A 22,298-nucleotide genomic window follows, 5' to 3' on the forward strand; every position below is an offset into this window, starting at 1 on the left:
AGCGCAAATTGCAGGCTTATCCACACGTGTTTGGTCGTCTTTAAAGTTATCATTTATTGGGATTAAGTTGTGGGTAACTCTGTGGATGGGTTTGTAACGTGAATCTTATTGGATCGTTGCCGAAGTGTTTTAAATGTGGCTATTATGATCTGGCGTTGTCAGGTTGTGTTTAAGCTCGGTTGTTAATAAGGCACGATCCAAACTCGGATCGTGTCTTATTATAGACGTATTATTTACCGATACAGAATGAAGTGAAAATACGGCCGAGAAGATCGTCTGAACTAAACTCACCGGTAATTTCCGAGAGTTGTTCTTGGGCTAAACGTAATTCTTCTGCAAGCAATTCTCCCGCCATATAAACTTCAAGCTGTAGTTTGCCTGTCTGTAAGTGCTCATCGGCCTTCTCGATAGCGTCTAAGTGACGGCGACGGGCGATGAAGCCACCTTCGGTATTGCTTTGATAACCCATGCATTGTTTTAAATGATCTTTTAGTTCATCTAAACCAAGATTCTCTTTTGCTGATATTTTAAAGATCGAATGACCTTGATCTTCAACCGCGATTGGCGATTCACCAGTAAGATCCATTTTATTTCTGATCACAGTCAGTCCGATCGAGCTTGGTAGACGATCAATGAAGTCTGGCCAGATTTCGGCAGGATCCGTTGCATCTGTTGTGGTGCCATCAACCATGAAGAGTACTTGATCCGCGTTATTGATCTCTTCCCAAGCGCGTTCGATACCAATTTGTTCAACACGGTCTGGGCTGTCACGTAAACCTGCAGTATCGATAATATGCAGTGGCATACCATCAATGTGGATATGTTCGCGTAATACATCACGCGTGGTACCGGCGATGTCGGTAACAATAGCCGATTCTTTACCGGCTAATGCATTGAGCAAACTCGACTTACCTGCATTAGGACGACCGGCAATCACCACTTTCATACCTTCACGAATAATGGCGCCTTGCTTGGCTTCTTTTTGCACCGCGCTAAGATTATCCATGATGCTGTACAGCGCTTGGGCTATTTTACCGTCAGCCAGAAAGTCGACTTCTTCTTCAGGAAAATCAATTGCAGCTTCAACGTAAATACGTAAGTGAATTAAACTTTCGGTTAGAGTATTAATTTTTTTCGAAAACTCACCTTGCAGTGAATTCATTGCTGATTTTACTGCGCGCTCTGACGTTGCATCGATCAGATCGGCTATCGCTTCGGCTTGGGTTAAATCCATTTTATCATTGAGGAATGCGCGTTCTGAGAATTCACCCGGACGGGCCATTCTGATGCCGTCAATTTTTAGAATACGGCGCATCAACATGTCCATGATCACGGGACCACCATGACCTTGTAACTCTAAAACATCTTCACCGGTAAATGAATGCGGTGCTTTGAACAAGATGGCAATGCCTTGGTCTATTGTCTGCTGTTCTTCATCCAAGAAAGATAAGTAATCGGCCTTACGCACGGTCGGAATTTTATTTAAAACGATTTGTGCGACTAACTCTGTTTTTGCTCCAGAGATACGAATAATACCAACACCACCTCGTCCTGGCGGTGTGGCTTGTGCAATGATAGTTTCATTAGTTAGCATGTGATTACCCGAAGATAGTATATTTTTTAGATGAAAAAAGGCGGCACAAGGGCCGCCTTGATAAGATTAGCAAGCTTATTTCTTACTGTGCAAACCTTGTTTTTCCAACGCTCGGAAAATAATAGTTTGTTGGATAATTGTAACTACGTTACTCATTAACCAATATAGAACTAGACCTGCAGGGAACCACAAGAAGAAGAATGTAAACATGACTGGCATGAATTGCATCACTTTTTGTTGCATTGGATCCTGAACTTGTGTCGGAGACATTTTCTGGATCATGTACATAGTAACACCCATTAATAGCGGTAATACGTAGTACGGGTCTTGTGCTGATAAATCATTAATCCACAATGCGAATGGTGCGTGACGTAATTCCACACTTTCCATTAATGCCCAGTATAATGAGATGAAAATAGGCATTTGAATGATCATTGGGAAACAACCACCTAATGGATTTACTTTCTCTTCTTTATACAATGCCATCATTGATTGCGACATTTTTTGTTTGTCGTCACCACATTTTTCACGCAATGCAGTTAATTTTGGTTGTAGTAAACGCATTTTCGCCATTGACGTGTATTGCGCTTTTGTTAGCGGATACATTGCACCACGTACGGTAAACGTGATCATGATTACCGCAATACCCCAGTTACCCACTAAACCATGGAAGAACTGTAGTAATTTAAAGAGCGGTTGCGCAATGAACCATAACCAGCTGTAATCAACAGTAAGGTCAAGACCTTCAACTAATTCACCCATCTGATCTTGCAGTTTTGGACCAACCCAAAGTTTCGCTGAGATAGTTGCTTCGCTGTTTGCTGCAATCGCTTCAACAGGTTGTTTGAAACCGATAATCGCTTGACCTTGAGTAAAGTCAGTACGGCCAATATTCAAACTATAGAACTGGTTTTGGCTATTGCCTGGGATCCAAGCTGTTACAAAGTAATGCTGTAACATGCCAACCCAACCAGCAGTGGTTGTGCGGCTTAGGTTTGCATCGCTAATATCACTGAAATCGTATTTTTCATAGCGTTTATCAGTCGTACCAAGTGCGGCACCACGATAAGCTTTCATCATCATGCTGCTGCCTTCGTCAGTGCTAAGATCAATATTTTGTTTCAATTGACCGTACATTTGCACCGAAATTGCGTTAGCAGATTGGTTGTTTACTTGATAGCTTACTTCAACGTCATAACTGCCACGTGTAAGGGTAAATACTTTCGTAAATTTAACCCCATTTGCATCTGTATATGACAGTGGGATACTTAATGTATCACCTGAAATAGTGAAGTCTTGCGCTGTCGTCGTATATTGAGGACGACCATTCACGTTTGCATCTGGACCGTTCGCGCCAATAAGACCACTTTGTGCAACGTAAACATTTGTTGCATCATTTTGTAATAAAGTGAAACGTTCTTCAGAATCTAACTCTGTTGCATGCTCAAGTAAGTCTGCATGAACAATATCACCACCTAATGTATCGACAGTTAGTTCAAGTACGTCTGAACTGATGATAATCAGATTGTTTGATTGCTCGCTGATTGGTGCGTCAGTTGATGAGTCACGGCCTGCTGGTACATCGCCAGTTAAACCATTGGTGATCGCTTGAATCGTTGTTGGTACTGCAACCGGGTTGTCTTTATTTTGCCATTCAGTGAATAGCAAAAAGCTGACAAACAATAATCCGATGACAAGTAAATTACGTTGGGATTCCATAATCTAATTAATCTCTTTGTTTGGGGTCAGGTACAGGATCGTAACCATGTTTATTACTAAAAGGATGACATATTAATAGACGTTTGGCTGTGAGCCAACAACCTTTTGTAAATCCGTGGAGTTTTATTGATTCTATCGCGTATTGAGAACACGTTGGAGTGAAGCGACAGCGAGGACCAATCATCGGACTAATGAATAATTGGTAACCTCGTATTAATTTGGTGCCTAACCATTGCAACGGCGACAGAGTTTGCGCCATAACTTCTCCAATAATGCATCGATTTCTGCATTTTCCAAGTTTGCAATACCAGATTTAGCAATAACCACGATATCAACATTCGGAAAATCATGATGGCGTGTCCGAAAACTTTCTCTAATTAGACGTTTAACTCGGTTACGGCCGACAGCAAGTTTAATTGCTTTTTTAGGTACCGCTAAACCAAGACGAGTATGTCCAAGTGAGTTATTTTTGGCAAGTATAGTTATATGAGGTGAGGCTGATCGCACAGGGTCTGCGAATACGTTTTTGAAGTGTTCGGGAGTTAACAAACGTAACTCCCGAGGAAAGCTCTTATCTATCACGTCTGATGATTAAGCGCTTAAAGTCTTACGACCTTTTGCACGGCGACGTGCAAGAACCTTACGGCCACCTACAGTTGCTTTACGTGCGCGGAAACCGTGTGAACGTTTACGCTTAAGGTTACTTGGTTGAAAAGTACGTTTCATAGCTTTATCCGTTATAAATTAACTGTACAGTTATGTTGAGTCAGTCAAGAAATAATGACCGGTCGTCAACTTGACTAACACAAAAAGAGGCGGAATTTTAATCATTGTTGTAAAACAAGTCAATAATTAATCAGCTTTCGCCTCGTGAAAATAGCAATATCATACTTAAATTCGATATTCTCGACCGATTATGATGCGATTGGATACATGACATAATTGGCTAAATTCTTATCAGTATAGATAAAAATTATAATTCGGTTTAATAATTGCTGTTATTCCAATCTGATCACAAGGGATCAAGCGGGGAATTATACAGGCTATTTACTAACTAACAAGTCAGCGCTGCTAATTTATCCACTTTATAGCGCCTGATTATTGATTTACTCGCTGTAAAAATGTACGAGTACGGGGATCTTGCGGGTTATTAAAGATCATATCCGCGGATCCTTGTTCAATAATCTGACCTTGATCCATAAAAATCACCCGGTCTGCGATCTCTTTTGCAAATTGCATTTCGTGCGTCACTATCAGCATTGTTTGCTTTTGTTTGGCTAGTTGGCGCATTAATCCAAGTACTTCACCGACCCACTCAGGGTCTAACGCAGACGTTGGTTCATCAAACAAAATGACTTTACTTTGTGCCGCCATTGCGCGTGCAATGCCGATACGTTGTTGCTGACCGCCTGACAATGCAGAAGGGTAGTAGTCTTGCTTATCGGCTAAACCAATGCTTTTCAGGATTGCTTGTGCCTCTTGTTTGGCTATGACTGCTGATTTACCTCTGACGGTAATTAAACCTTCGGTAATATTCTCAAGTGCCGTTTTATTGGCAAACAGGGCATAGTTTTGAAACACGAACGCGGTTTTTTTTCGTAGCGCGGTGATTTGTTTTTTAGTCGCACTATTGGCATCAACAACTAAGTCATCAATGGTAATTGTAGCGCTTGTTGGGTGTTCTAGAAAGTTAAGGCAGCGTAACAGTGTCGATTTACCTGTGCCTGAGGGGCCGATAATAACCGTTGTCTCGCCTTCTTTGATATCCAAATCAATTTGGCGTAATACCACGTTATCACCAAAATGCTTACTTAAATTAGCCACTTTGATCATGTTAATACGCCTTATTGAGGTAACGTTCTAAGTGTACTTGTAGTTGGGTAAATATTAGCACCACACCCCAATAAATAAGAGCAACAGCAAGGTAACTTTCGAAAAAATAAAAACTTGATGAAGCTTCCATTTGGGTTTTTGCCATTATTTCCGTCACACCCAAGGTAAACGCTAACGAAGTACTTTTAATCATATCGATAAAGTAATTCATCAACGATGGCGTCGCGATACGTGCTGCTTGTGGCAGGATGATACGGCGCATTGCTTGACTAGAGGTCATACCGGTACTTAATGCGGCTTCCATCTGCGATTTATCGACAGCCATGATCGCGGCGCGAATACTTTCTGCTTTGTAAGCGGCAAAGTGCAGTGTTAAGCCAATCACAGACGCGGTAAACGCGTCCATATTAATCAATATTGGGAACACCCGAGGCAAACCGTAATACAGCAAAAATAGCTGCACAAGGAGCGGGGTACCACGGAAAAATGAAATAAATAACATCGCTAATTGATTGAGCACAGGTACTTTGAATGTGCGTACAACCGCTAAGCCGATGGCTAATATCAGGGCAAAGACGACACCTATTAGTGCCATCTGCATGGTTGTTCCCAAATACTTAAACAGTATTGGGAACAGGTTTAGCATGTACTCAAAATTAAATGGCATTTATTTTACTGTGATATCCGTTTTGAACCATTTTTCTGAAATTGTCGCAAGTGTGCCATCGGCACGCATGTTATCCAGCGTTGTATTTACTTTTAGGCGCAATACTTCTTGTTTTTCTGTTTTCAAAAATGGCATCGCATTTTCGATTGTTTCAAACGTTGGGCCTGCAAGTTGCAACGGTAATGGTGATTTGTTAATTAGTTCAAGTGATGATAAACGATCCATCACAAACGCATCTGTACGACCTAATGCTACATCACGTTCGATACCTGTGTCGTAAGTTTTAATCGTAATATTTTTGTCGGTATCGTATTTGCGTAATAAATCAGCAAAATTTGAGCCTAAATTTACACCAACCGTTTTGTTTGCTAAGTCGCTAATACCGTTAATGTCTTTATTACCTTTTTTAACGACAACTTGCGCACCGTCATAAACATAAGTTTGGCTAAATGCGTATTTAGCCGTACGTGCTGGGGTGATCGTTACTTGATTTGAAATAGTATCAATTCGGCCTGTTTCTAGCATACCAAACAGACCTGAAAAATTAACTGTGATGAATTCTACTTTTGCATCATTACGTTTCGCGATCTCTTTCCATAAATCAACTTCAAAGCCTTGTAGCTGATCATTTTTTGAAAAGGTAAACGGGAAGTAGTTGCCTGACATACCGACTTTAATGGTTTCTTGTGCTTGTGCAAAGGTCGTTAATGTTGAGCTCACAAGTACTGCAGCTGCTAATAATAGTTTTTTCATGGTCCATCCTGTTGACGCGAATTATAAGTTTAATGCGTGCATGATATTCTAATGTAAATTGAATTATAAATAGCGTTTAGTTATAAGTAATTGCTAAAAGATAGTGTGATTAATTATATTGACCGGTTTTATTGTTCGTATTGACACGTTATCGGTTTTTATTTTACTTTTGTGTGGATAACTGTTTATTCATGCTAGCGCTTATGCACAATTAGCAGTAAAATAATGCCTTATTCTTTATTATTAATCTGGAGTGTGGAGAGTGTCAGTTTCTCTTTGGCAACAATGTCTTTCGCGCTTACAAAATGAGCTTTCCGCTACTGAGTTCAGTATGTGGTTACGCCCTCTGAAAGCCGAACTTACCGATAGTACTCTCACCTTGTATGCTCCGAACCGTTTTGTCCTTGATTGGGTTCGTGATAAGTACCTCAATTCAATTACTGCATTATTCGATGAGTTTTGTGGTGCTGACGCGCCAATTTTACGTTTTGATATTGGTGGTAAACCAACGACTATCACGCAGCCGACAACGAGAATTGATCGCGTCGTGACAGCCAAAGTGGTTTCAAGACCACAACTGGACCCGTGGGAATCAAGCTCACTACAGCAACCCGCGATTAATCATCGCAGCAATGTTAATTTAACCTACACCTTTGAAAACTTTGTTGAAGGTAAATCTAACCAATTAGCACGTGCAGCTGCTCAGCAAGTCGCGAGTAATCCTGGTGGTGCTTATAATCCATTGTTTTTATATGGTGGTACCGGTTTAGGTAAAACGCATTTATTACACGCGGTTGGTAACGGCATTAAAGCGCAAAAAGCCAATGCGAAAGTAATTTATATGCATTCTGAGCGTTTTGTTCAGGATATGGTGAAAGCCCTGCAAAATAATGCCATTGAAGCGTTTAAAAATTATTACCGCAGTGTTGATGCATTATTGATTGATGATATTCAATTCTTTGCGAAGAAAGAACGTTCACAAGAAGAGTTTTTTCATACCTTCAATGCGCTACTCGAAGGTAATCAACAAATTATTCTTACGTCAGATCGTTATCCAAAAGAAATCGATGGCGTAGAAGATCGATTGAAATCGCGCTTTGGTTGGGGCTTAACGATTGCCATCGAACCACCTGAACTGGAAACGCGTGTTGCGATCCTAATGCGTAAAGCAGTAGAAAGTAATATTCATTTACCGGATGAAGTGGCGTTCTTCATTGCCAAACGTTTACGTTCAAATGTACGTGAGTTGGAAGGGGCATTGAATCGCGTGATCGCCAATGCTAACTTTACTGGCCGTGCGATTAATATTGATTTTGTTCGTGAAGCATTACGTGACTTATTAGCGTTGCAAGAGAAGTTAGTAACGATTGATAATATTCAGAAGACAGTTGCTGAGTATTATAAGATTAAAATGGCGGATTTATTATCCAAGCGCCGTAGTCGTTCTGTGGCAAGACCACGTCAAGTTGCAATGGCATTAGCAAAAGAATTAACCAACCACAGTTTACCTGAAATCGGTGATGCGTTTGGTGGTCGTGACCATACGACGGTACTTCATGCTTGCCGTAAGATCGTACAACTTAAAGAAGAAAGTCACGATATTAAAGAAGATTATTCAAACTTGATTAGAACACTGTCGTCGTAAAACGTCGTCGTAAAAAAGGTTATATTAAATGCAGTTTACAATTAATCGCGAAGCGTTATTACGACCGTTACAGTTAGTATCGGGTGCGTTGGGTAATCGCCCAACTTTGCCAATCTTAGGTAATGTGTTGCTTGACGCCAAAGAAGGTAAGTTATCGTTAACCGGTACTGATCTGGAAGTTGAGTTAATTGGTCAGGTTAATCTTGAAGGCGACTATAGCGAAGGGCGTACCACGGTACCGGCGAAGAAATTTCTCGATATCTGCCGTGGTTTACCTGACGGTGCACAAATTCAAGTAACGTACGCTGCAGATCGTATTGTGGTTAAATCTGGACGTAGTCGTTTTTCGTTATCGACATTACCGGCCACTGAATTCCCAAATATTGAAGATTGGGAAAACAACATTGAATTTGACCTGCTGCAAGGCTCTTTACGTCGATTGATTGATAACACCCAATTTTCGATGGCGAGTCAAGATGTGCGTTATTACCTTAACGGCATGTTGTTTGAAACTGAAGGCAATATGTTACGTACCGTGGCAACCGATGGACACCGTCTGGCTGTCGCAAGTTGCGAACACGATGCTAACTTAGCGCAGCAACAAGTGATTGTGCCGCGCAAAGGGGTGCTAGAATTAGTGCGCTTGTTAGACAGTGAAGAAGACATGGTTAAGATTCAAATTGGCAGTAATAACATTCGCGCTATCACTAGCGGTTTTGTTTTTACCTGTAAATTGGTCGATGGTCGTTTTCCTGATTACCGTCGGGTATTACCAAAGAATGCCGATAAGATGTTAATATCGGGTCGTGAAGAATTGAAACAAGCATTCTCACGCGCGGCTATTTTATCGAATGAAAAATTCCGCGGTGTACGTCTCAATATGAATCAAGGTCTGTTAAAGATCACGGCAAATAACCCAGAGCAAGAAGAAGCTGAAGAACTACTTGATGTTGAATTTGGTTATGATGAACTTGAGATCAGTTTCAACGTTAGCTATGTATTGGATGTATTGAACACGCTTAAGTGTGACAAGGTTAAAATGTCATTATTGGATGCCAACAGCAGTGCGTTGATTGAAGATGAGCAATCTGATCAAGCCTTGTATGTTGTTATGCCAATGCGGTTATAAGTTTAAGATGGCACTGGTTAAGTTAAATCTCACTGATTTTCGTAATATAAAACAAGCATCCATGCTACCGAGCAAGGGCGTTAATATTATTTTGGGTGAGAATGGTAGTGGTAAGTCAAGTGTACTTGAAGCAATTCATTACCTTGGCTTAGGGCGATCTTTTCGCACCCATTTAACCAGTCGTGTTGTGCAACATGGTGAGAAAGACTTTACGCTCTTCTCGCAATGTCAGCAGCGTTTAAACGATGAGCAAATTACTACGATTGGTTTAAAGAAATCAAAAAATAGTGATACAGAATTAAAAATTGCCGGACAACGAGCTGAACGACTGGCTGAGTTACCCGGTATATTACCGTTACAATTAATTCACCCTGAGAGTTTTACCTTACTTTCAAGCGGCCCTAAATTACGTCGACAATTTATTGATTGGGGCGTGTTCCACGTGGAACCAGAGTTTTTTGCAACATGGGCAAAGTTAACCCGATTATTAAAACAGCGTAATGCGATTTTAAAATCAGGTAAGCGTTATGCCGAGCTAGCATATTGGGATAAGGAGTTTGCAGTCCAGGGGACTATTATTGCGCAAATGCGTCGTCGTTACCTTGAACAGCTTAATCCGATAATTAAATCTGCCTTGGCAGACTTCTTACCCGAGTATGACTTTGATATTCGCTACCATCCTGGATGGGATAGTGATATTGAGTTAGCCGAATTACTAAAACAAAATTTTATGCGTGATCAACAGTTAGGTTATACTAGCCTTGGTCCGCAAAAAGCGGATATCCGAATTAGAGCGAACGGAGTACCGGCACACGATATTTTATCAAGAGGTCAATTGAAATTGGCCGTGTGCGCAATGCGATTAAGTCAGGGACTTTTTTTAAGTCAGCATAGCAATAAGCGATGCACTTTTTTAATCGATGACTTTTCTTCAGAACTTGATGGCAGTAAACGGAAGTTGCTGGCGCAGTATCTGATTGAAAGTAAGGCTCAAGTATTTGTTACGGCTATTGATAAAAGTCAGGTAACAGCACTTCTTACAGAAGGCTGTAAAATGTTTCACGTGGAACATGGCAAATTAATTGAATTTTAAATATAAAGGCGCGAGAGCTAACTATGTCTGAAAATAACTACGACTCTTCAAGTATTAAAGTACTGAAAGGCTTGGACGCGGTGCGTAAGCGCCCCGGTATGTATATTGGTGATACGGATGATGGTTCTGGTTTACACCACATGGTATTTGAGGTTGTAGATAACTCTATCGATGAAGCATTAGCGGGTCACTGTACTGATGTTGTGGTCACGATACACGAAGATGGTTCTGTATCAGTTAGTGATGACGGCCGTGGTATTCCTGTTGATATTCACGAAGAAGAGGGTGTCTCTGCTGCCGAAGTTATTTTAACGGTACTGCATGCCGGTGGTAAGTTCGATGATAACTCATATAAAGTATCAGGTGGTCTGCACGGTGTTGGTGTTTCTGTTGTAAATGCATTATCAGAAAAATTAGAATTAACCATTTATCGTCACGGTCATATTCATCAGCAAATTTATCGTCATGGTGTACCACAAGCACCGATCGGTGTGATTGGTGATATTGATACAACGGGTACGGTATTACGTTTCTGGCCTAGTCATGACACGTTCACCAATACATTATTCCATTACGATATTTTAGCAAAACGTTTACGTGAGTTGTCTTTCTTAAACTCAGGCGTATCAATTAAACTAATTGATGAACGTGAAGACGGTAAATCTGATCACTTTGTGTATAAAGGTGGTATTAAGGCATTTGTTGATTACTTAAACGTAAACAAAACGCCAATTAATAAAGAGGCTTTCCACTTCTCTACAGAACGTGAAGATGGCATTACCGTAGAAGTTGCTATGCAATGGAACGATGGTTTCCAAGAAGGCATTTATTGTTTTACCAATAACATCCCGCAACGCGATGGTGGTACTCACCTTGCTGGTTTCCGTGGTGCATTAACGCGTACGTTAAATAACTACATGGAAAAAGAAGGCTTCTTGAAAAAAGCCAAGTCTAGCACTGCGTCAGGTGATGATGCGCGTGAAGGTCTAACTGCGGTTATTTCAGTGAAAGTACCTGATCCTAAGTTCTCTTCACAGACCAAAGATAAACTGGTTTCTTCAGAAGTTAAATCTGCTGTAGAACAATCAATGGGTGAAAAACTAGCAGAGTATTTGTTAGAAAATCCAAAAGAAGCGGCTACGGTTGTGACTAAAATCATTGATGCATCGCGCGCACGTGAAGCTGCACGTAAAGCACGTGACATGACTCGTCGTAAAGGTGCATTAGATTTAGCTGGTCTGCCAGGTAAACTTGCGGATTGTCAGGAAAAAGATCCTGCACTTTCTGAACTGTACATCGTGGAAGGTGACTCCGCTGGCGGCTCTGCTAAGCAGGGGCGTAATCGTAAAAACCAAGCAATTCTACCGTTGAAAGGTAAAATTCTAAACGTAGAAAAAGCACGTTTTGATAAGATGTTATCTTCACAGGAAGTTGCAACGCTGATCACTGCAATGGGCTGTGGTATTGGCCGCGATGAATATAACCCGGATAAAACGCGTTATCATCAAATCATTATCATGACCGATGCCGATGTGGATGGTTCACACATTCGTACGTTATTATTAACTTTCTTCTTCCGTCAAATGCCTGAATTGATTGAACGTGGTTATATTTATATTGCTCAACCACCACTCTATAAAATGAAGAAAGGTAAACAAGAACGTTACCTCAAAGATGATGCAGACTTAACTCAATACCTTACTACTATTGCGTTAGATGGTGCAGGCTTGTTTGTGAATAAAGATGCGCCTGCTATTCAAGGTGCAGGATTAGAAGATTTAGTGAATGGTTACCGTAAAATTGAAACATTAATGGCGAAGCTAAATCGTAGTTTACCAAAAGTGTTCACTAACGAAATGATTTATCAATCACCGTTAACCGCTGAAATGCTGACTGATGAAGCGCTAACGATGGATTGGGCTGAAGAACTCGTTGCTACGTTAATCGCGAAAGAAATGTCGGGTACCTTGTACTCTGCACGTATTGCACAAGATGAAGAAAGTCAGTTATTCTATCCAGTGTTGTCTATCCGTCAACATGGTTTAGATACGAACTATGACTTCACGCCTGGCTTCTTTAAGTCAAAAGAATACGCGACGCTTACTGGTTTAGGTATCGCCAATTTACTTGAAGATGGCGCTTATATTAAACGTGGTGAGAAGAGTCGTGAAGTAACTGATTTTGTTGAAGCGCTTAACTGGTTAATGGCTGAATCGAAACGTGGTAGTTATATCCAACGTTATAAAGGACTGGGTGAGATGAACCCGAGTCAGTTATGGGAAACAACCATGGATCCTGAAACACGTCGCATGTTACAAGTACGTATTGAAGATGCTGTTGCAGCCGATCAATTGTTCTCTACCTTAATGGGTGATCATGTTGAACCACGTCGTGAGTTCATCGAAGAGAATGCATTGAAAGTAGCTAACTTAGATTTCTAATTTTGCTAGAAATGATTAGTTTTTGAATATGAAAAAAGGAGCTTAACAGCTCCTTTTTTGTATCTGCAATTTAGCTTTTGTGTTTTAGATACTCAGTAAATCTATTAAGCTGTCGCGGTACTGATAACCACTATTTCAGCGTAAGCTTTTTGTACTTCTTCTGCAATGATCACAATACCACGTTGTACTGCATCATCGGGTTGCGAATAGTTCATGCGGATACATTCATCGGTATGACGCCATTCTTCATCGAGACCTGGGAAGAAGTGATGACCCGATACGATGAGCACACCACGGGCCTTTAAACGTTCATACAACTCTTGGCTGCTGATTGGCAAGTCTTTAAACCATAACCATAAGAAGATTGCGCCTTCAGGTTTATGGATACGGAAGCGTTCATCAGTGATACTTTGTTGTAACCAGTTTACCGCTTGCAGCGCTTTGCCATGATAGTAAGGTTTTATCACGTCTTCACTTAAGCTAATGATGTCACCTGACTCGACTAGATTTTGTGCCAGCATAGGCCCTAAACTACCCGGTGCTAAATTAATAATTCCGCTTAGATTCGAGATAGCAGAAATAACTTCCTCATTACCAATGACGATACCGCAACGCGTGCCGGGTAAACCGAGCTTCGACAGACTCATGCATAAAATAGTATTGTCGTTATAAATCGGTTCTACCGGCTCAAATATAATATTTGGGAACGGTGTGCCGTAAGCATTATCGATCAGTAGGGGAATTTTATGTTCTCTGGCTAGTACATCAAGACGCTGCATTTCTTCATCGGTTAATACATTACCGGTCGGATTCGTTGGACGTGAGACACAAATTAAACCAATATCTTCGGTAATATGTAGGTTGTCAAAATCAACATGGTATTTAAATAAACCATCATCGAGTAATTCTATTTTTGGTTTTACCGTTTCAAAGAAATCATCACTGAGTGCGGTATCGGTATAACCGATATATTCTGGTGCTAATGGGAATAGTACCTTCTTTTTCTTATTGTCGGCGAAGTCACCTGCAAATAAGTTGAATAGATAGAAGAAAGCGTTTTGGCTACCATTGGTCAGAGCGATGTTTTTATCGGTTAATTCCCAGCCATAAGTTTTGTTTAATAAGGTGGCAAGTGCTGTTGTGAAACTGTTCTTTCCTTGTGGGCCATCGTAATTCGACATAGCTGCCACGAGATCACCACTGCTTAATAATTGTTGTGCTTCACTGTTGAATCGTGCCAGCATTTCAGGGATCTGAGCGGGATTACCACCACCTAACATGATGACATCATCACCGCTGCGGATACCTTCATTTAGATCATGCATTAACTGCGTGATCCCCGAGAATTGAGTAAATCTTTGACCAAACAATGAGAATTCCATATCAGCACTTCTTGTAATTATTTAAAGGGTAAACAACCAACATAGCGGAACTTTCCCCTGTTGTCGATAGCACTAGAGAGGCAAATTAAGTTTTCTTAATGGTGATGTTTCACGTGAAACAAATGTGCTTTTACTGTTGGCGATTTAGATGATGTTCCACGTGGAACATCATCTAAAAGAGGTATTATCATCCTCTGCTTATAGCAAAAAGTACTGAATATCAAAGCTGTAATAACAAAAGAAATAGACTAGGCATTATGTATTTATTGTCCGGGATAGATAAGGTAAGGTTGAAGTCCAACATTACAATAATAGCCTTTTAAAAAGGCATGAAGAGTTTATTACTATGCAAAGAAATTTGTTGTCAGAACGTATTGAAACACTAATAGATCATCTTTCTTATGGTATTTATGAACGCCGAGATGCCATAAGATTATGTTTATTAGCTGCTTTGAGTGGCGAGAGTGTGTTTTTATTAGGCCCACCTGGTATTGCTAAAAGTTTGATCGCTAAACGTATGATTGAAATTTTTGAGGATGAAAGTTACTTCGAATATTTAATGACACGATTCTCAACGCCAGAAGAGATTTTTGGTCCGCTATCAATTAAAGCCCTAAAAGATGAAGGTAAATATGTCCGTCTAACGAAAGGCTACTTACCAGAAGCAGAAGTGGTTTTTCTGGATGAGATCTGGAAAGCTGGTCCGGCAATTTTAAATACGTTATTAACCGTGATTAACGAGCGTACCTTCCATAACGGTATTGATCATCAGAAAGTGCCGATGCGCGTTATTGTCTCGGCATCGAATGAATTACCCAGTGCCGACTCTGGTTTAGAAGCCTTGTATGATCGGATGTTATTACGTTTGTATTTAGAGCCGATTCAAGACAAACGTAATTTCAAAGCCATGTTAATTCAAAAACCATTACGCCAAGTAAACGATAATATCGTTAAGGTGAGTAATGATGAGTTCGAACTTTGGCAGCAAGAGATTAATCAGGTACGCCTGAGTGAGCATTGTTTTGAAATCATCTACGAGCTTAAATTGTTTTTAGAGCAGCGTAATACCAGCGGTGACATGATAGAAAACGTTGTGTATGTATCAGATCGTCGTTGGAAAAAATCGATGCGCCTGTTACAAGCCTGTGCTTACTTCAATGGTCGAGATGAAGTCACCGAGACTGATTTATTCATTCTTAAAGACTGTATTTGGCACGATCTAGAATCACGTGATGTAATTATTGAAGCCACACATCAATTTGCCAGTAAGCGATTCTGCGACCAAGATGAAGTGAACTTGGCATTGGCGAGTATCAAGAGTCGGCTGATTAAACTTGATGGTGAGTTTATCGATCGCTTTGCGACACGGTTAACCTCGGATGTATTATTGACTAAGTTACGCTATAAATTAGATCGTGAATATGTACGCACATCTAGCCTTAATGGTATCCCTGGTTTATGTAAGATTGCACTATTGGGTGAGTACGATGTATTAGAGCAGGGCTCACAAGAAACGGCAAAATGGGTACATGTTGGCCTCGATGATTTCCAAAAACAGATAAAGTCAGGTTCTTGTTTGGTCAAAGGGTATGTGAATGACCATCGTAACGATGTGTGGTTAAATTTTTCAGTCGATGCTAATCAGCATTTACAGGTGCAAAACTTTGCCAATAAGAGCATTCCTGTTGCTGTTATCATCGCTGATGCAGCCCTGAACATTGACGTAAATTGGTTACAGCCGTTAGCAGAAATTGATAAAGAGATCACGGTGATCGCGGATAAACTGAAAAAAAGTCAGCGTGAATTTAGCCTAACCAACCATAATATTTTTGTTAGTGATGACTTTATGGATGATGTCGCAAGCAGTCTAGGGTCATTATCATTAGAGCTAAATAATTTAGTGCAGCATAAAGCGTCATTATTAAATCGTTTAAATGCTATTGCGCATTTATTTGAACAAGGCTAATTGGCATGGCTCATCCTCATAATAACAGTACGGTAACCATGGCTATGCGTCAGCTGGTTGATGATGCCGTGTTGGATATTACTGCGCATGATCGAGTAACTAGTGATATTAAGTCGGCGTACATTAATGACTGGAAACAGCTGGTCACGAGTTTATTAGCGGACATGCCATTACCGCCTGGCTTAAGTAATGAGATACATTTATGTGAAACGGCTCGGCTATTGAGCCCTATTAATTTTAGAAATAAAGTTGAAGGGATCCTCAATAAAATAAAAATCGATTCGGCATTTTATGATACTGGCTTAAATATCTATCAGCAAAATAGGGCTATGTCGGATGATGTGTTCTTTGCGGTTTTTTTAGATAATTGGCAGCAAGCTATTGAGTTGCAATTATATCAGCAACAAAGCCTGTTAATCGAGGAGCAACGTGAACAACTATTGATTGAACTTGCAGAGCGCGAGGAAACGATAGAGCAGTTAGAAGATGTGCTTGATAGTGATTTGTTATGTAGCGGTGAGCGTTTATGGGATTTAGCCAAAGGTAAGTTGACACATCTGGATACTAAGTTATTACAACGTTATGCGACTAATTTACGCAAGAATAAAGAAGTAAAACAAATAGCCTCTGAGCTTGGGCGTATGGCACTGGCGCATATTAATCCTGAAGAAACCCCCAACAGTTATGAAACCTGGGTGCTGGATAATAGCTATCAAGACAACGTGCCTGATGACATGCAGGGCGTAACTTACAGTGATGAAATATCACGTATGTTGCAAACTGAAGCGGTTAATTTAACGTTCCCAGAATTGGAAATCATCTTCTATAAACGCTATCTTGAACGGCATTTATTAACGTATCAGTATCAAGGTGCATTGCAGCAGTATAAAAAAGTGACTCAGTATCGCGATATTACCGATGCTGATGAGCAAACGGGAGGGCCTTTTATTATCTGTGTTGATAGTTCAACTTCGATGCAGGGCTTTCCGGAACTGACGGCTAAATCGATTTGTTATGCACTATTGCAAGTCGCTTTCCAACAGGATCGCCAGTGCTACTTGATGATGTTTTCCAATGAAGTGGTTACTTTCCCGGTGACTAAAAGTACCAGCTTATCGACTATGCTTACATTTTTATCGTCGAGCTTTCGTGGGGGAACTGATCTGCAACCTGTGATTGAAAAATCGCTTGAGCTAATGAGTTCTGCACAATATAAAAATGCTGATACCTTGGTTATTTCTGATTTTATTGCCCAAAAACTACCAACCCATGTGGCTGATAAAGTCAGAGCGATTAAGACGAAGCAAAATCGTTATCATGCTATTTCATTATCCTCACAAGGTAACCCGGAGTTAATGAAAATATTTGATCATGTTTGGCGTTATTCAGCTGGTTTAACAGGGCGCTTGAAGAAAATAAAATAACCGATGTTCCACGTGGAACATCTATTTATGCAATATTATGTGGATAGATTATTTGCTAATAAAAAATTTGCTCATAAAAAGTTAGATAATAAAAAAGCCAGTATCAATGATACTGGCTTTTTTGATCGTACAATTTTAAATTAACAATTACTTCTGTAGAACACGTTACTTTTGTAGAACAGAGATATCAGCTACATTTAAGAATTGATTACGCAGCGTATTAAGTAATGTTAAGCGGTTAATTTTAAGCGCTTCATCATCAGCCATTACCATTACGTTGTCGAAGAATGTATCTACAACATCACGTAATTCAGATAACTCTGTTAGTGCTTGCTGATAATCACCAGCAGCAAATAATGGCGCAAGTAATTCAACTTTAGCTGCTACTGCAGAAGCTAATGCTTTTTCAGCATCTTCTTGAAGTAGTGAAGCATCAACTGTCGCGTTTAGTTCACCTTCAAATTTAGCCAGGATATTACCAACACGTTTGTTTGCTGCTGCTAGCGTTGCTGAAGCATCTAAACCACGGAAGTGATTTACTGCTTTAACACGCTTGTCAAAATCAGCTGGTTTAGTTGGGCGACGAGCAAGTACTGCTTGGATAACATCAACGCTGATACCAGCATCTCTGTACCATGCAGGGAAACGACCAAGTACAAACGCAACAACATCCGTTGATACATTTTGGTTTGATAGTTTGTCACCGAATAATGCTTTCGCAGTATCAACTAAATCAACAAGATCTAACGGTAAGTCTTTTTCGATAATGATACGTAGTGTACCAATCGCAGCACGACGAAGTGCAAACGGGTCTTTATCACCTTTAGGGATTTGACCAATACCGAAGATACCAACGAGCGTATCAAGTTTGTCTGCAAGTGCTACTGAGCAAGCAACTAATGATTCAGGTAGGCGGTCACCAGCATAACGAGGCATGTACTGCTCGTTAAGTGCAACAGCCACTTCTTCTGCTTCACCGTCGTTGCGTGCATAGTGCATGCCCATAACACCTTGAACGTCAGGGAATTCTACAACCATGTCTGACATTAAGTCAGCTTTAGCTAATAGACCTGCGCGCTGTGCGTGCTCGGTATTTGCTGAGATTTTACCGGCAATAGCGGCGGCTAAATCTGCAATACGTTGTGATTTTTCTTTTAATGTACCTAGCTGTTTTTGGAATAAAACAGACTCTAGGTCAGCAAGACGACTTTCTAACGTACGTTTCTTATCTGTATTAAAGAAGAATTCAGCATCTGCTAAACGTGGACGAACAACTTTTTCGTTACCTTCAATTACTTGTCGAACATCTTTACTGATGATGTTTGAAACAAAGATAAATTTAGGTAAAAGCTCGCCGTCAGTGCTTAACATTGGGAAGTACTTTTGGTTGTCTTTCATCGTATAGATCAAAGCTTCCGCTGGTACGTCTAGGTAACGTTCTTCAAAGTTACCGACTAATGTTACTGGCCATTCTACTAGAGACGTTACTTCTTCAAGTAAGTCTTCTTCGATTTCAGCAACACCGCCGTGCTCGCTTGCAGCAGCAATAACTTGCTTACGGATAACATCTTTACGACGTTCGTAATCAACCATTACCATGCCGTGATCTTCAAGCATATCAACATAGTTGTCAGCGTGTAGTAATTCAAAATCACCTTTACCTAGGAAACGGTGACCGCGAATAGTACGCGCCGCTTTAATACCTAAGATTTCGCCTGCAAGCGCTTCAGCACCAAATAACATGGTAATTGTATGCACTGGGCGGATGAATTGAATCGGGCTATCGCCCCAACGCATTGGCTTGCTAACTGGCAGTTTAGCTAAAGAGGTTGCAACCATATCAGCAACAAGTGCTTGAGTGGCTTTACCTTTAACTTCAGACTTATGCAGTAACCATTCGCCTTTATCTGTTTTGACTCGGCCAGCTTGTTCAACAGTAATACCGTTGCCGCGTGCCCAGCCTTGAGCCGCTTTCGTTGCGTTACCGTCAGCATCAAATGCAACAGAAACAGCAGGACCGCGTTTTTCAATGACTTTATCAGCTTGTGCATCAGCAAGTGCTGTGATTGTTAACGCTAAACGGCGAGGTGCAGCCATCCAGTTAACATCAGCAAATTCTAAACCAGCTTTTTCTAGCTCTGCTTGGAAGTTTGCTGCAAATGCTTCAGCTAAAGTACGTAACGATTTTGGTGGTAACTCTTCAGTACCAATCTCGATTAATAAGTTTTCAGTTGCCATGCTACTTCCTATTTGTCTTTTTTACATAACGGGAAGCCTAGCGCTTCACGAGATGCGTAATACGCTTCAGCAACACCTTTAGAAAGGGTACGAATACGTAAAATATAACGTTGACGCTCAGTCACTGAGATTGCGTGACGCGCATCTAGCATATTAAATGCATGGCCAGCATCAAGAATACGTTCGTATGCTGGTAGTGGTAGCGGCACTTCTAAATCTAGCAGTTTTTGCGCTTCTTTTTCACTTTCATCGAATAGAGTGAATAGGAAATCAACATTAGCATGTTCGAAGTTATAAGTTGATTGCTCAACCTCATTTTGGTGGAAAATGTCACCGTATTTAACAACACCCAGTGGACCATCAGTCCATACTAGATCGTATACGCTGTCTACTTCTTGGATATACATCGCAAGACGTTCAAGACCGTAAGTCATTTCGCCAGTAACAGGTGTACATTCAAGGCCACCAACTGCTTGGAAGTAAGTAAACTGTGATACTTCCATACCGTTTAGCCAGATTTCCCAACCTAGACCCCAGGCACCCAATGTTGGGTTTTCCCAGTTATCTTCTACGAAGCGAATATCGTGAACCAATGGATCAAGGCCAACTTCTTTCAGTGAGTTCAAGTATAATTCTTGGATGTTCGCTGGAGACGGTTTGATCACTACTTGGAACTGATAGTAGTGTTGTAAACGGTTTGGATTTTCACCATAACGGCCATCGGTAGGACGACGTGATGGTTGCACGTAAGCATAAGCCATTGGCTCTGGACCTAATGAACGTAAAAACGTCATTGGGTGAGAGGTGCCGGCACCTACTTCCATATCGAATGGTTGTACGATCGCACAACCTTGACGAGCCCAGTAATCCTGCAGTGCTAGGATCAGCCCTTGAAAAGTTTTAACGTTATAATTTGACATGATATCTGCACAATAAAGCAAAGAAATAATAGCTAAAGTATACCTGTTGAGCAGATATGAATATAGGATAAATTACAAAATTTGACTTGGTTAGTGCGGTTTTTTCAGCTATTTGGGTTAGTGCGGTAATTTAAGGTGAAAAAAGTGGCTGCAGAGGAGGTGAATACGCGAATATATTATCTTTATATTCGCGCCTTAAAGCGGACTAATTAACGCCTTTTTTTATCAGATATTGATACGGTAATTGCTCGGTTTGGCTCGCCACTAATGTGTGATCCATAAACTGACAAAAGCTAGGAATGTCACGCACCGTTGCTGGATCGTCGGCAATAATCAGTAATGTCTGGCCATCATCGAGTTTTCTTACTGTTTTTCGTACCATCATCACAGGTTCTGGACAGCGTAAACCAAGGGCATCTAGTTCATGTTCTGGATTCGAAAATAATGGGTTCATCAGGTTTTCTCTATGTGGTCAATATACGTAAATAGACTAGTATTAATGAGTAGCGGTAATTATATATTGGATAATCACCATTATGTTGTTAAATTGTTAATAACCGCGTGATACTTATCTTGCGCCGTTAAGTAACCATCAACAAGGAGTGTGTATGTTACTACAAGCCAGTGGCAGACTAAAAGTATATTCTTCAATCGCTTTTTTTTCTTTGCTAATCATGCTTATGGAAGTCCCTATTGCCGATACAGGTACTTGGCTCGGGGTATTAAGCATTGTTGGGATCGCAGTTTGGGTTGAATTAAGTGATTACTTTGTCGAAGAAGACAGTTCTGAACATAAAGCTGAAAAAACCGAACACAAAGACGATACTAAATAATAAATATGACGTAATAACAGAGGGGATATCACCCTCTGCTTTACTTTCTGTGTCGTTATCTCGCCTGCAATACCTCACCTTGAAATTGTAAAACTGTAATTGTTATCTAAGCTTAATTCTACTACCTGTATATTGGAGTTAATTATGAAAGGTAACACTCAGGTTATCGCCAGCTTAAATGGTTTATTACACAATGAGCTAGCTGCGATAGATCAATATTTTACCCATTCTCGGATGTATCAAGATTGGGGGTTAGAAAAACTCTACCAACAAATGAATCATGAAATGGAAGAAGAGATCACCCATGCAGATGCATTAATCAAACGAATTTTATTTCTGGAAGGTATTCCTAACTTAAAAGATCGTCGAGACCTGCTCATCGGTGATGATGTCCCAAGTATGTTAAAAAATGATTTAGTGTTAGAAATAGAAGTCGTTGCCGCGCTTAAAGCGAGTATTAAGTTGTGTGAAAATGAAGGCGATTATCAAACGCGTGAAGTGCTTTTACCCTTGCTTGCTGATACCGAAGAAGACCATGTTTATTGGTTAGAAAAACAACTCGGCCTGATCCATAAAGTTAGTTTAGAAAACTATATCCAATCCCATATCGATATCTAAATAATAGTTAACGTCGTTACAGATAAACCATGATTAAGGAACT

20 protein-coding genes are annotated in these 22,298 nt (G+C 40.5%); 8 read left to right on the top strand and 12 right to left on the bottom strand.

Annotation, left to right across the window (positions count from 1 at the left end; translation table 11 throughout):
* Nucleotides 1-229 precede the first annotated feature (229 nt).
* From mnmE to A923_RS0119715, 8 genes are all read right to left on the bottom strand, one after another.
* Nucleotides 230-1,594 (bottom strand): tRNA uridine-5-carboxymethylaminomethyl(34) synthesis GTPase MnmE, encoded by a 1,365-nt coding sequence (gene mnmE / locus A923_RS0119685; protein ID WP_017223411.1) that lies wholly within the window; start codon nt 1,592-1,594, stop codon nt 230-232.
* A 75-nt stretch (nt 1,595-1,669) separates the two neighbouring features.
* Nucleotides 1,670-3,313, bottom strand: coding sequence for a membrane protein insertase YidC (gene yidC, locus A923_RS0119690; RefSeq protein ID WP_017223412.1), 1,644 nt, complete (start codon nt 3,311-3,313; stop codon nt 1,670-1,672).
* Between the two features lie 7 nt (nt 3,314-3,320).
* Nucleotides 3,321-3,572: a membrane protein insertion efficiency factor YidD gene (yidD, locus tag A923_RS22815; RefSeq protein ID WP_083849993.1), complete on the bottom strand. Its 252-nt coding sequence runs from the start codon at nt 3,570-3,572 to the stop codon at nt 3,321-3,323.
* Complete coding sequence (gene rnpA / locus A923_RS0119695; RefSeq protein ID WP_017223413.1) at nt 3,539-3,862, bottom strand: ribonuclease P protein component; 324 nt, start codon at nt 3,860-3,862, stop codon at nt 3,539-3,541. Before rnpA ends, yidD begins: the two co-directional genes overlap by 34 nt.
* Nucleotides 3,863-3,904: 42 nt before the next feature.
* Entirely contained in the window at nt 3,905-4,039 is a 135-nt protein-coding gene (rpmH, locus tag A923_RS0119700; RefSeq protein WP_006034071.1) for a 50S ribosomal protein L34, read from the bottom strand.
* A 372-nt stretch (nt 4,040-4,411) separates the two neighbouring features.
* The gene (locus A923_RS0119705) at nt 4,412-5,146 is read right to left on the bottom strand and encodes an amino acid ABC transporter ATP-binding protein (protein WP_017223414.1); all 735 of its coding nucleotides are present in this window, start codon (nt 5,144-5,146) and stop codon (nt 4,412-4,414) included.
* Nucleotide 5,147: 1 nt separating this feature from the next.
* Nucleotides 5,148-5,813 (bottom strand): amino acid ABC transporter permease, encoded by a 666-nt coding sequence (locus tag A923_RS0119710; RefSeq protein ID WP_026006377.1) that lies wholly within the window; start codon nt 5,811-5,813, stop codon nt 5,148-5,150.
* Entirely contained in the window at nt 5,814-6,566 is a 753-nt protein-coding gene (locus tag A923_RS0119715; RefSeq protein ID WP_017223416.1) for an amino acid ABC transporter substrate-binding protein, read from the bottom strand. It lies immediately after the preceding gene.
* A gap of 262 nt (nt 6,567-6,828) precedes the next feature.
* Here A923_RS0119715 and dnaA point away from each other — a divergent pair, with 262 nt between their 5' ends.
* Genes dnaA through gyrB form a run of 4 tightly spaced genes read left to right on the top strand, consistent with a single transcriptional unit; the run spans nt 6,829 to nt 12,874 of the window.
* Entirely contained in the window at nt 6,829-8,211 is a 1,383-nt protein-coding gene (gene dnaA / locus A923_RS0119720) for a chromosomal replication initiator protein DnaA (RefSeq protein WP_026006378.1), read from the top strand.
* A gap of 28 nt (nt 8,212-8,239) precedes the next feature.
* Nucleotides 8,240-9,340 (top strand): DNA polymerase III subunit beta, encoded by a 1,101-nt coding sequence (dnaN, locus tag A923_RS0119725; RefSeq protein WP_017223418.1) that lies wholly within the window; start codon nt 8,240-8,242, stop codon nt 9,338-9,340.
* Nucleotides 9,291-10,433 (top strand): DNA replication/repair protein RecF, encoded by a 1,143-nt coding sequence (gene recF / locus A923_RS0119730; protein WP_237716249.1) that lies wholly within the window; start codon nt 9,291-9,293, stop codon nt 10,431-10,433. The genes dnaN and recF overlap by 50 nt, the downstream gene beginning before the upstream one ends.
* 23 nt (nt 10,434-10,456) lie before the next feature.
* The gene (gene gyrB / locus A923_RS0119735) at nt 10,457-12,874 is read left to right on the top strand and encodes a DNA topoisomerase (ATP-hydrolyzing) subunit B (protein ID WP_017223420.1); all 2,418 of its coding nucleotides are present in this window, start codon (nt 10,457-10,459) and stop codon (nt 12,872-12,874) included.
* Nucleotides 12,875-12,978: 104 nt separating this feature from the next.
* Here gyrB and A923_RS0119740 read toward each other — a convergent pair whose 3' ends face one another.
* Nucleotides 12,979-14,256 carry a valine--pyruvate transaminase gene (locus A923_RS0119740; protein WP_017223421.1) on the bottom strand — a complete coding sequence of 426 codons (1,278 nt, stop codon included), beginning with the start codon at nt 14,254-14,256 and terminating at the stop codon, nt 12,979-12,981.
* A 346-nt stretch (nt 14,257-14,602) separates the two neighbouring features.
* On the opposite strand from A923_RS0119740, the gene A923_RS0119745 reads away from it, so the two are divergent.
* Nucleotides 14,603-16,222, top strand: coding sequence for an AAA family ATPase (locus A923_RS0119745; protein ID WP_017223422.1), 1,620 nt, complete (start codon nt 14,603-14,605; stop codon nt 16,220-16,222).
* Between the two features lie 5 nt (nt 16,223-16,227).
* Nucleotides 16,228-17,646, top strand: coding sequence for a vWA domain-containing protein (locus A923_RS0119750; RefSeq protein ID WP_017223423.1), 1,419 nt, complete (start codon nt 16,228-16,230; stop codon nt 17,644-17,646).
* Nucleotides 17,647-17,811: 165 nt separating this feature from the next.
* Here the strand turns inward: A923_RS0119750 and glyS are convergent, their stop codons facing one another.
* The 3 genes from glyS to tusA form a co-directional block, all read right to left on the bottom strand.
* Nucleotides 17,812-19,884 carry a glycine--tRNA ligase subunit beta gene (gene glyS / locus A923_RS0119760; protein ID WP_017223425.1) on the bottom strand — a complete coding sequence of 691 codons (2,073 nt, stop codon included), beginning with the start codon at nt 19,882-19,884 and terminating at the stop codon, nt 17,812-17,814.
* Nucleotides 19,885-19,892: 8 nt separating this feature from the next.
* Nucleotides 19,893-20,804 (bottom strand): glycine--tRNA ligase subunit alpha, encoded by a 912-nt coding sequence (gene glyQ, locus A923_RS0119765; protein WP_017223426.1) that lies wholly within the window; start codon nt 20,802-20,804, stop codon nt 19,893-19,895.
* A gap of 205 nt (nt 20,805-21,009) precedes the next feature.
* Entirely contained in the window at nt 21,010-21,258 is a 249-nt protein-coding gene (tusA, locus tag A923_RS0119770; RefSeq protein ID WP_017223427.1) for a sulfurtransferase TusA, read from the bottom strand.
* 154 nt (nt 21,259-21,412) lie between these two features.
* Between tusA and A923_RS0119775 the strand changes: the two genes are divergently transcribed.
* Both A923_RS0119775 and bfr read left to right on the top strand, forming a co-directional pair.
* The gene (locus A923_RS0119775; protein WP_017223428.1) at nt 21,413-21,637 is read left to right on the top strand and encodes a hypothetical protein; all 225 of its coding nucleotides are present in this window, start codon (nt 21,413-21,415) and stop codon (nt 21,635-21,637) included.
* 144 nt (nt 21,638-21,781) lie between these two features.
* The gene (gene bfr, locus A923_RS0119780; protein WP_017223429.1) at nt 21,782-22,255 is read left to right on the top strand and encodes a bacterioferritin; all 474 of its coding nucleotides are present in this window, start codon (nt 21,782-21,784) and stop codon (nt 22,253-22,255) included.
* The last annotated feature ends 43 nt before the right edge of the window (nt 22,256-22,298 follow it).

Origin of the sequence: Moritella dasanensis ArB 0140, from assembly GCF_000276805.1 — a bacterium.
Taxonomy (GTDB): domain Bacteria; phylum Pseudomonadota; class Gammaproteobacteria; order Enterobacterales; family Moritellaceae; genus Moritella; species Moritella dasanensis.